The 8,839-nt window shown below is 69.9% G+C and carries 7 protein-coding genes and 2 pseudogenes; 2 read left to right on the plus strand and 7 right to left on the minus strand.

Translation table 11 applies throughout. The features are described from left to right. The 3 genes and pseudogenes from ABZ374_RS47405 to ABZ374_RS47415 form a co-directional block, all read right to left on the minus strand. A pseudogene (locus ABZ374_RS47405) lies at positions 1 to 324 on the minus strand (hypothetical protein); the annotation flags it as partial. 314 nt (positions 325 to 638) lie between these two features. Further along, a complete protein-coding gene (gene neuC / locus ABZ374_RS47410) occupies positions 639 to 1,979 on the minus strand; it encodes a UDP-N-acetylglucosamine 2-epimerase (protein WP_360324745.1) in 1,341 nt (446 codons plus the stop codon). Positions 1,980 to 2,064: 85 nt separating this feature from the next. Next, the gene (locus tag ABZ374_RS47415) at positions 2,065 to 2,982 is read right to left on the minus strand and encodes a class I SAM-dependent methyltransferase (protein WP_360324747.1); all 918 of its coding nucleotides are present in this window, start codon (positions 2,980 to 2,982) and stop codon (positions 2,065 to 2,067) included. Positions 2,983 to 3,014: 32 nt separating this feature from the next. Here ABZ374_RS47415 and ABZ374_RS47420 point away from each other — a divergent pair, with 32 nt between their 5' ends. Beyond that, positions 3,015 to 4,055: an N-acetylneuraminate synthase family protein gene (locus ABZ374_RS47420; RefSeq protein WP_360324750.1), complete on the plus strand. Its 1,041-nt coding sequence runs from the start codon at positions 3,015 to 3,017 to the stop codon at positions 4,053 to 4,055. A 367-nt stretch (positions 4,056 to 4,422) separates the two neighbouring features. Here ABZ374_RS47420 and ABZ374_RS47425 read toward each other — a convergent pair whose 3' ends face one another. Both ABZ374_RS47425 and ABZ374_RS47430 read right to left on the minus strand, forming a co-directional pair. Next, complete coding sequence (locus ABZ374_RS47425; RefSeq protein ID WP_360324753.1) at positions 4,423 to 5,583, minus strand: pyridoxal phosphate-dependent aminotransferase; 1,161 nt, start codon at positions 5,581 to 5,583, stop codon at positions 4,423 to 4,425. A 634-nt stretch (positions 5,584 to 6,217) separates the two neighbouring features. Further along, complete coding sequence (locus ABZ374_RS47430; protein ID WP_360324755.1) at positions 6,218 to 6,742, minus strand: RICIN domain-containing protein; 525 nt, start codon at positions 6,740 to 6,742, stop codon at positions 6,218 to 6,220. 770 nt (positions 6,743 to 7,512) lie between these two features. Here ABZ374_RS47430 and ABZ374_RS47435 point away from each other — a divergent pair. Next, positions 7,513 to 7,815: a hypothetical protein gene (locus ABZ374_RS47435; protein ID WP_360324757.1), complete on the plus strand. Its 303-nt coding sequence runs from the start codon at positions 7,513 to 7,515 to the stop codon at positions 7,813 to 7,815. A 22-nt stretch (positions 7,816 to 7,837) separates the two neighbouring features. Here ABZ374_RS47435 and ABZ374_RS47440 read toward each other — a convergent pair whose 3' ends face one another. Next, a complete protein-coding gene (locus tag ABZ374_RS47440; RefSeq protein WP_360324760.1) occupies positions 7,838 to 8,242 on the minus strand; it encodes a transposase in 405 nt (134 codons plus the stop codon). Next, a pseudogene (locus ABZ374_RS47445) lies at positions 8,236 to 8,839 on the minus strand (hypothetical protein); the annotation flags it as partial. The gene ABZ374_RS47440 and the pseudogene ABZ374_RS47445, both read right to left, overlap by 7 nt.

Below are 8,839 nucleotides of genomic sequence, written 5' to 3' on the forward strand. Positions count from 1 at the left end.
CCGGATTCGTACGGCGGGTATCGAGCCGAGGACGACCACCTGCGCGACGAGGCGGTCGAGCACACCGCGTTCGACCACGAGCGGACGATCAGGGCACGTCGCCGGTCCAGTGCAGGCGTGCGTCCGGGGGCTTGGCGTGGTCGTACATCGACCGCCGCCGGGGTAGTGCCCGTAGGTCGCGATCAGGGCGACCCCGTCCGGGTACGGCGGGTCCGCATCGTCGATCAGGACCATCCACTGCCCGCACAGCGGGCCGCCGACCAGCTCGATACCGGGAGTGCCGTCGGGGGGTTGGGGTCGCCCTGGTCGGCTCCGTACCAACATCGCGGGTGAGACGGTGGCCGCCGGGCGCGGGGTGGTGTGGCATCCGACCACGCCAGCTTGCCGATCGGCAGCACATGGTCCCTCGTGTCGACCGGCGGTTCCGGCAACGGCCCGTGGGAGCGGACCACAGGAGCGCCTCGACGCCGTCTCGGCTGCCCGCCGTACTCGTGAGCCCGCTCATCGGTGGTCCCCTCGCTGTCTCACCCGGTTCCGACGCCAGGCTAGGCACAGGAACGCCATCGCGAAGGCCGAAACCCCAAGCGGACACGATCTCCGCGACAGTCGGGTCCGCCGCTGATCGGGCCGAGTTCCGATCACGGGGCTCTTGGGGTCTCGTAACGGGGTTGGTGGTTGCCACGTGTCGACCCGGGCGCGTGGGGGGGCTTTTGCCGTGCTCGTGATTGTTCGTCGGTTGGATCGACATTCGCGTCGTCCTGCGTGGGCGCACGAACCGGCGTTCGGGGCGTTTCTCGGGATCGCCGGAGGAGTTCGGCCGAGTCGTAGTGCAGGCGCTTCTGCACCGGCGGACTCACCGTGGCCAGCAGGTCCGCCACCCGACGCCCTGCCGTTCCGTCACCGAACAGGTGACTGCTTTCGTAGCGGCCGTGCGTGATCTGGGTGCGGATCGCCTCGGCGATCTCGAGCGGGTCGTGTGACGCGAACACGACGTTCGGGCCACACTCGCGACTGTGCTGGCGGGTACCGACACTGACCGCGGGGGTACCGAGGTACGCGCCCTCACGCAGCGCCGCAGACGAGTTGCCGATCATGCAGGCGCAGTGTGCCATCAGCCGGGTGAAGTCCTCGGCCGGCAGGTTTCCGACGAAGTGACAGCGTTCGGCGAGACCCAGCGCACGGATTTCGCGGATGCCCGTGGCGACGTCGTCGCTGCCGGCGTCGACGTTCGGCGGGAAGACAAGGGCCTGCATCCCGATCGACGAGAGCGCCCGCAACGTCGCGATCATCTGGGCGCGGCCCTGACCGTACTCGGTCGTGACGCCGTGTTGCATCACCAGCACGAACGGCTTCTGCGGATCGATCGGCGATCCGTCGCCGCCGTGGTGGGACAGCACGTCGCGGTGAGTGCCCGGGCGTGTCCGGGCGGCGAGGTCGATCGATGGGCAGCCGACGTTGAACACGAATCGCGGGTCCTCGCCCATGGCGACGATACGGCGGGCGCTCAGCTCGGTCGCCGGAAAGTGGATGTGTGACAGCTTGGTGATCGCGTGACGGACACTCTCGTCGATCGATCCCGACACCTCGCCGCCCTGCGTGTGGGCGACGGGGATGTTCATGTAGGCCGCGGCGACGGCGGTCGCGATCGTCTCGAAGCGATCGGCGACGGTGACGACGACGTCGGGCTCGAGCATCTCGAATGCGGTCGGCAACTCGATCAGTCCCAGGCCGGTGGACTTCGCCATCGCCGCCGGTGTCTGGCCCTCGATGATGAAGCGGATCCTGGCGTCGGGCCTGAAGCCGGCCTCCTCGAGCAGGTTCACGGCTCCGCCGAAGCGATCCAGCAGTGCGGACGCGGCGGCGATCACCTGTAACTCCAGGGCCGGATGGTCGCGTACCGCCTCCAGCACCGTGGTGATCCGCGCCAGGTTCGCACGGCTGGCAACGACGACGCACACCTTCTTGCGGCGATCAACCACGTGGATGACTCCCGACCACAGGCGAGACGGATCCGACAAGGACACTGCGCGGCGTAGGCGTGGCCGGCACGCGGTGCGTCGCCCGCTACGCGGGCCGGTGGGTTCGCAGCGCCCGAACGCCGGCCAAGAACCGTGTTCCGGCGACCCCGAGCCCGTGCCAGTCGGGCTCGGAACGCGCTCCCGGGGCAAGGACGAAACCTCGATGCCCGTCGGCGGACACACGCTCGGCGACGATCGAGTAACCCGCGACGGCGAAGAACGCGGCGGCGGTCGGACGGGTCAGATAGAAGGGATGGTCGATCTTCACCACATGCTCGATGGCACCCGTCCGACGCAACACGATGTCGACGTCGACGATGTCGACGAACGCGTGGCCACCGGGCGCCGTCATCCGGCGCAGCGCCGCCAGCGTGCCGCGAACGTCGCGCAGGTGGTCGATCGTCTGGCACAGCAGAACGAGGTCCCAGTCGCGCTCACCCGGGTCGAAGTCCTCGGCGAACCCGGCGACCGTCTCCATGCCCGCCGACCGGGCCGCCGCGAGTTCGTCGGGAGAGGGGTCCAGGACGGTCGCGCGCGCGTCCAGGCGCTCGGCCAATACCCCGGCGACCACTCCCGTCGAGCCGCCGACGTCGAGGATCGTCTCGGTCGAGGACGGCAGCAGGGGGCCGAGAAACGCGGCGAGTTCGGCCCCGTACTCGCGCTGCTCCCGCTGCACGGTCTCGGCGTCGATCCGGCGACCGTGATAGGCCGTCACCAGCGGGCGGTAGACCCCGTCGTAGAAGTGCGCGTAGTCACTCGCGCTCAAACGCGGGGAAAGGTAGCCGAGTCCGCATCGCTCGCACACCAGCAAGGTCGCCGGGTAGCCGTAGCGGTCGCGTCGGGCGACCTCGACGGCACGACCGCTCGTTCCGCACAGGTTGCAGTCCGCGAGGTGTTCCCTGGCCCGTGCGCCGTAGTCGTAACCGAGCGCGGCGATCCGTTCGGCGGCGGTCGTTTCCGGCATGGGTCCCTCCTCGGAGTGAGAGAATGTCCGGCGTGAAGGTGCTGGATTGGAACAGGAACGTCATCGTCGTCGGCGAGGTCGGTCAGGCCCATGACGGCAGCCTGGGTACAGCGCACGCTTTCATCGACGCGATCGCCGACGCGGGCGCCGACGCGGTGAAGTTCCAGACGCACATCGCGGCGGCAGAAAGTCGCACGGACGAGCCCTGGCGTGTCAACTTCAGCTACCAGGACGATACCCGCTACGAGTACTGGAAACGGATGGAATTCACCGCCCAGGGGTGGGCGGGTCTGCGGCGTCACACCGAGGATCGCGGGCTTGCGTTCCTGAGTTCGCCGTTCTCCCTCGAGGCGGTCGAACTGCTGCGCCGCGTCGGAGTGGCCGCCTGGAAGGTCGCGTCCGGCGAAGTCACCAACGTGCAACTGCTCGAGGCCGTGGCACGGACCGGCCGGCCGGTGATGCTCTCGAGCGGGATGAGCAGCTGGGCCGAACTCGACGGCGCCGTCGAACGCCTGCGAGGGGCCGGCGCCGGGCCACTCGCCGTCCTGCAGTGCACATCGGCCTACCCGACCGCGCCGGATCGGCTGGGCCTGAACGTGCTCGGCAGGATCCGCGAGCGCTACGACTGCCCCACGGGGCTGTCCGACCACTCGGGGACGATCTACCCCTCGCTGGCCTCGGTCGCGCTCGGCGGGCGCGTGGTCGAGGTGCACGTGACGCTCAGCCGCGAGATGTTCGGCCCGGACGTGCCGGCCTCGGTGACAAGCGACGAACTGCGCACGCTCGTCGACGGCGTCCGCTACATCGACGCGGCCCTCGCGGCACCCGTCGACAAGGACGCGGTGGCGGTCGAGTTGGCGCCGCTGCGCACGATCTTCGGCCGCTCGCTCGTGGTCCGTCGTCCGCTGCCCGCCGGGCACGTGCTCACCGCAGGCGACCTCAGCGCCAAGAAGCCCGGCGGAGGAATCCCGCCGGAACGGCTCGAGGAGATCCTCGGCAGCCGGCTGCGCCGTGCGCTCCACGCGGATGAGCCACTGTGCGACCGGGACATCGAGACCGCACCGCGCGCCTGATCACGCGTGAGTTGCCGCGCCCGCGCGGCTCGAATGCCGAAGCGTTTCCGGGAGATCGCGGGTTGCTTCGCGGCGCCGTGACGGCTCGACCCGGCGCGGGATCCACCGGTGCGCCGCGAACGCGCCGGACACGTCGAGACCGTTGTGGCGTTCGACGGGTGGGGCGAGGGCGTTCGACGCGGGGCTGGGTCGGCGCCACCGGGTCGCGGCGGCACTCGACAGGGCCGTCCACCGGGTCCGGCGTGGCGCAGGGCCCGGGTTCGCCCGTCCACCCGTACGCCCGACAGACGTCGATCACTAGCCAAGCCGGGCCGGGATCCGTACCGCCACAGGTGAGGCACGCGCGTGCCCTCGACGGCCCGCGCACTCATCGACGCCATCCGGTGATCCCGTTGATGCGGTGGACCGCTTCGCGCACGGTCTCCGGCGGCGCGGCGGTGAAGCAGATCCGCGCCCATTGGGCGCAGTGCTCGCCGAAGAGCCGGCCCGGTGCCAGGCCGACGCCCTCCTCTGCGCACCGGCGGACGAACTCCCCGCCGTCGCCCAGGGCACGCAGGTCGAGGAAGGTGTACAGGCCGCCGGAGGCGCACGTGTGCGGGATCTCCAGGGCCTCGTCGGTCAGCCGCCAGGCGTCCGCGGTGAGAGCGCGCCGGGCGGCGAGTTCCCCCGGTGGCGTGGACAGCGCCTCGAACGCGGCGAACTGTGCCGCGGTGGACACCGAGCAGACGCTGTGCAGCGACCATTTGGTCAGCACCTCGGCGCAGCCGGGCGGAGAGATCAGGTGACCGACCCGGGCTCCGGGCATCGCGTACGTCTTGCTGCACGAGTGGACCGAGAAGGTGCGCTCGGCGGCCCGTCCGACGGTTGCGGTGTCGATGAACCCGCCGGGCGAGAAGTCGTAGTTCTCGTAGGCGTTGTCCGCGATCAGCCACAGTTCGTGCCGCTCCGCGAGTTCGGCAAGCTCGGCGAGCCGGTGCTCGCTCAGGCGGTACCCGGTCGGGTTGTTCGGGCTGTTGAAGTAGACGGCGCGGGTGCGCGGTCCGATCGCCGCCTCGACGGCGGCGGCGTAGTCGAACTCGCGGTGTTGGGAAAGCTCCAGGAACACCGGGACCTCGCGAGGCACGCCGCCCGCCGCCCGGACCAGCCCGGCGGCGAAGAGCCATTGCGGGGAGAGGAGGAGGACGTCGTCGCCGGGCCGCAGGATCGCGTGCAGGATCACCGAGAGGGCGTGGGTGGCCCCGCCGGTCACCAGGACCTGGTCCACGTCGACGGGGGTGCCGCGGCGCGAGGTCGCGGCGTCCGCGAAGCGCCGGCGCAGCGCGGGGACGCCGGCGGGCGGGGCGTGCTCGTGAGCCGCGATCCCGAACTCGGCGCGGTCCCACGCCCGGGGTGTGGCGCACGGGGTGAAGACGGTCTTGCCCTGCTGGAGTCCGACCGGTGACTCGTGCCCGTGGAACCGTAGGAGTTGTTCGACCGCGGCGAGCGGTGAGGGTGGGATCTCGGCGAGCGTCCGACCGAAGGAAGGCATGGCTGGCTCCTGGTTGGCGACCGAAACGGCGGGGCGCTCGGGTGGGGCGTGGGCGGGCGGGTAACGGGCTGTTCCTCGGTCCGGGGCTCCCGCGCCGCGGCCGGGGAACGACGAGAGCCGCGAAGTCGTCAAGCCTGGCCTGCGAGACGGCGGGCAGGGCGTCGGGACCGTCGGCGCCCCTGTTCACCAAACCGGTCCTCGAAGTCTTCCGCGGCTTTTCCGGTGGCGCCGACGACGATGCGGTGACGACCACCGCCGGACGCCGAACCCACCGATGGCGAACCCCTCCCGAGGCGCCCTGTCGCACGCCGTTGCGCGCGAGTCGCGGTCGTACCCGAAGTCCGCAGCCCTCGTCCGTAGGCTGGGGTGTCGCCCGGGCCGGGGCGCTGGATCCCACCGAGTCGTCGCCCGGTAGGTGTTCAGATCGCAGGAGAGGCTTTCGTGGGCCGGTGCGTGAGGGTCGCAGTACCGGAGCAGTCGTCGGCGTGTCCCCGAGGGTCGCCGTGACGTGGTTCAGCGGTCCTCGGCCTGTCGGCCCCGAGCTTTGCGCAGGGGACGTGGCTCCGCCCCGAACCGCCCCCGGGGCCGCCGTGATTCGTGTGGTGTCGGCGTACATGTGTATGCCGACATGTAGTCAGATCTTGAACTTCTGTGCGGCGGATCCGTTGCACTTCCACTGGCGGATGTTGACGCCGTTGCCGGTGCCGGCGCCCTGGACTCCGACGCACTTGTCGACGAACGTCCTGATGTTCACCCGGTCGCCGACGTGGACCAGGCGAAACTTCTGGTGGGCCGACCCGTTGCAGGTCCACTGCTGGATGTTCGCGCCGTCCCCGGTGCCGGCCTTGGCGACGTCCCAGCAGCGGTCGGAGAACGTCTTGATCACCGCGCGGTTGTCGCCCACGGGCTCGATGCGGAACTTCTGGCCGGCCGTGCCGTTGCACGCCCACTGTTGGATGTTCGCCCCGGATTCGGCGCTGCGCTTCGCGACGTCGACGCACTTGCCGGAGGCGAACGTGTAGATCTCCTTCGCCGCAGCCCGGACCTCCCTCTCGGCGGCCCCGGCACCCGCAGCGGCCGGCATGCTCACCCCCGGGAACAAGGCCGCCGCCGCCACCACGACCGACACTCGACGACACCACACCGTGATCACACCCATGACCCAACGCTTTCCCCGGACGGCAAAGAAAACCGGGGCACCGCCCCGTGGAAGGTGATGGCCCCCACCCCGCACCGGGAAACGACACGAGCATCGGATTCACCAGAACGAGAACACCCGCCGCGCGGTCGTGGACCGGGCGTCGCCTCGACGAGGAAGGTCGCGGCTCCTTCCCGGATCATCCCGAACCGCAGGTCGACGGTGTGACCGTGTCGATACCGGTGCCACGGACCGTCGGGCCGTCGGGCCGGAGCGACGGGTCGTCGGTTTCGAACAGACAGACGCCGTCGCACGTCGGCGGACAGCCCGAGCCCGGCACCACCGCCGCTGATCGGCCTCCGCGCCCAGTCCGTCGGTGGGCGGGCCCCGCAGTCGGCGGGCCCAACCGAGCGCGTGACCGTCCCCCTGCACACCACCGGCGCCGTCACCCTTCACGCCCCCGACGAACAGAGCCCGCGGCGAGGTGATCGCGCCGGAGATCGCCGGGCCGCTCGAGCTGTCCCGCCCACCACGACGCGCGGCGGCAAGACCACCACAGGCACACGCGGGGGCGTCGCAGGCAGATCACCCACCGGCCGGTCACCGACCGAAGCCCTTCCACTTCGAGTGCCGCACCGTGCACCGGACGACGGACTGCGGTCGTTTGTCGGTCCGCCGGCCGGTTTCGTCGATCGGAACCCGTCGACGGTGATGAGGATCTTCGAAATTGGCTGTGGCGGATATTTCGTGACGGTCATCACTCAAGTTCGTATGGCTGCCATGATCACTGCATGATCGAGTACTCTTGGCCGGACGAGTCGAGGGCAGTCCGAGCGTGCAACGCGTGGGCTGCGACGGTCGATGCACTTCCCGTTGGCACCCGCGTGGAGGGAGAGGTCATCGCCCGGCAGCCCTTCGGCGTGTTCATCCAGATCGACGCCGTTCCGGAAGCGCTCGGACTCATCGAGACCATCGGAAAGCCCTGCGACGAAGCCCCTGCACCAGGCACACGTGTCAGCGGCCGCGTGATTCACCACGCTGAGCACAATCACCAGGTCCGAGTCTGGCTCATTCAGCCACAGGGCATGGACTGACTGCCGCCTGTGAACCGGAAGATCACGGCGGCTGTGCCAGGACGAAGGTCCTCAGGAGATCGAAGGATGCCCGTCCGTACGACCTCCGCTTGATCAGCTTGATGCGCGTGACCTGTCCCTCGACAGAGCCGGAAATCCATTGCAGGGTCAGGCCGTTGACTACCGCATCCCAGTCGTTCTGAAGGAACGCGGCGAATGCCTGGACCGGCGGCGGGCCGTGCCCCAGGGCGCGGGCCATCCAGGCCGTGAGGTCGGTGCCGCGGCGTTCGCGGGCGATGGAGCTGAACTCGTGCGCGAGGTCGCGTGCTGCCGCGAGGTCGGGGCAAGCGGCGAGGATGCGGCCGAGTTGTTCGCGCTGGTTGCCGGTCAGGGCATTGGGGTGACGCATGATCCAGGTGGTGATGCGGCGGGGGCTGGGGATCACCACCTTGGGCTCGATGGTCGCGGTGCCGTCGCGACGTACTTGGTGACCATGACGCGGCTGCCTCGGTAGCCGTGTTCGCGGATCTCGCGGAACAGAGCCGCTGCGTTGGTGAATCCGGAGCGGAAGCGGTGCTGGAGGTAAGGCTTGAAGCGGTTGATGTGACCGTCGGGACGGCGTTCGCGCGCGGACGCGAGGATCTGGTCCAGGTCGGTCGTCAGGTAGCGGCGAACGGTCTTGCGGTCCCTGCCCAGGCGGCGGGCGATCACGCTGATCGTCCAGCCGCGTTCGCGCAGGTCGTGGATATCGGCGTGCCATTGGCGGACTCGGGCGAGAATCTGGTTGTCAGGCGGATCGTCGGGCTCGGGCGGGCCGATCAACGCCGTCAGCTTCGTCGCCGTCAGCGCCTCAGTCCGCAGGTCGGGTTCGTCGATCTCGGCATCCTTGCGCAGGCAGCCGCGGTGGGCGTGGTCCGTGCGCTCGACCGCGCGGGCGAGTGAGTGGAGCAGAGTACTGGTGGGCCGTTGGCGAGGTTCCTGCGTGTGCAGGCCCTTTTCCAACGGCCCCCAGCCCAAACGACGCATGCGACTTTCACCGCACGTC

This window comes from Embleya sp. NPDC005971 (assembly GCF_040629175.1).
In the GTDB taxonomy this organism is placed as follows: domain Bacteria; phylum Actinomycetota; class Actinomycetes; order Streptomycetales; family Streptomycetaceae; genus Embleya.

Bases quoted from the DNA above. Each gene is read 5' to 3' on its own strand.
- ABZ374_RS47435 (WP_360324757.1), top strand. From the start codon at position 7,513: ATGATCGAGTACTCTTGGCCGGACGAGTCGAGGGCAGTCCGAGCGTGC.
- ABZ374_RS47415 (WP_360324747.1), bottom strand. From the start codon at position 2,982: ATGCCGGAAACGACCGCCGCCGAACGGATCGCCGCGCTCGGTTACGAC.
- ABZ374_RS47430 (WP_360324755.1), bottom strand. From the start codon at position 6,742: ATGGGTGTGATCACGGTGTGGTGTCGTCGAGTGTCGGTCGTGGTGGCG.
- ABZ374_RS47425 (WP_360324753.1), bottom strand. From the start codon at position 5,583: ATGCCTTCCTTCGGTCGGACGCTCGCCGAGATCCCACCCTCACCGCTC.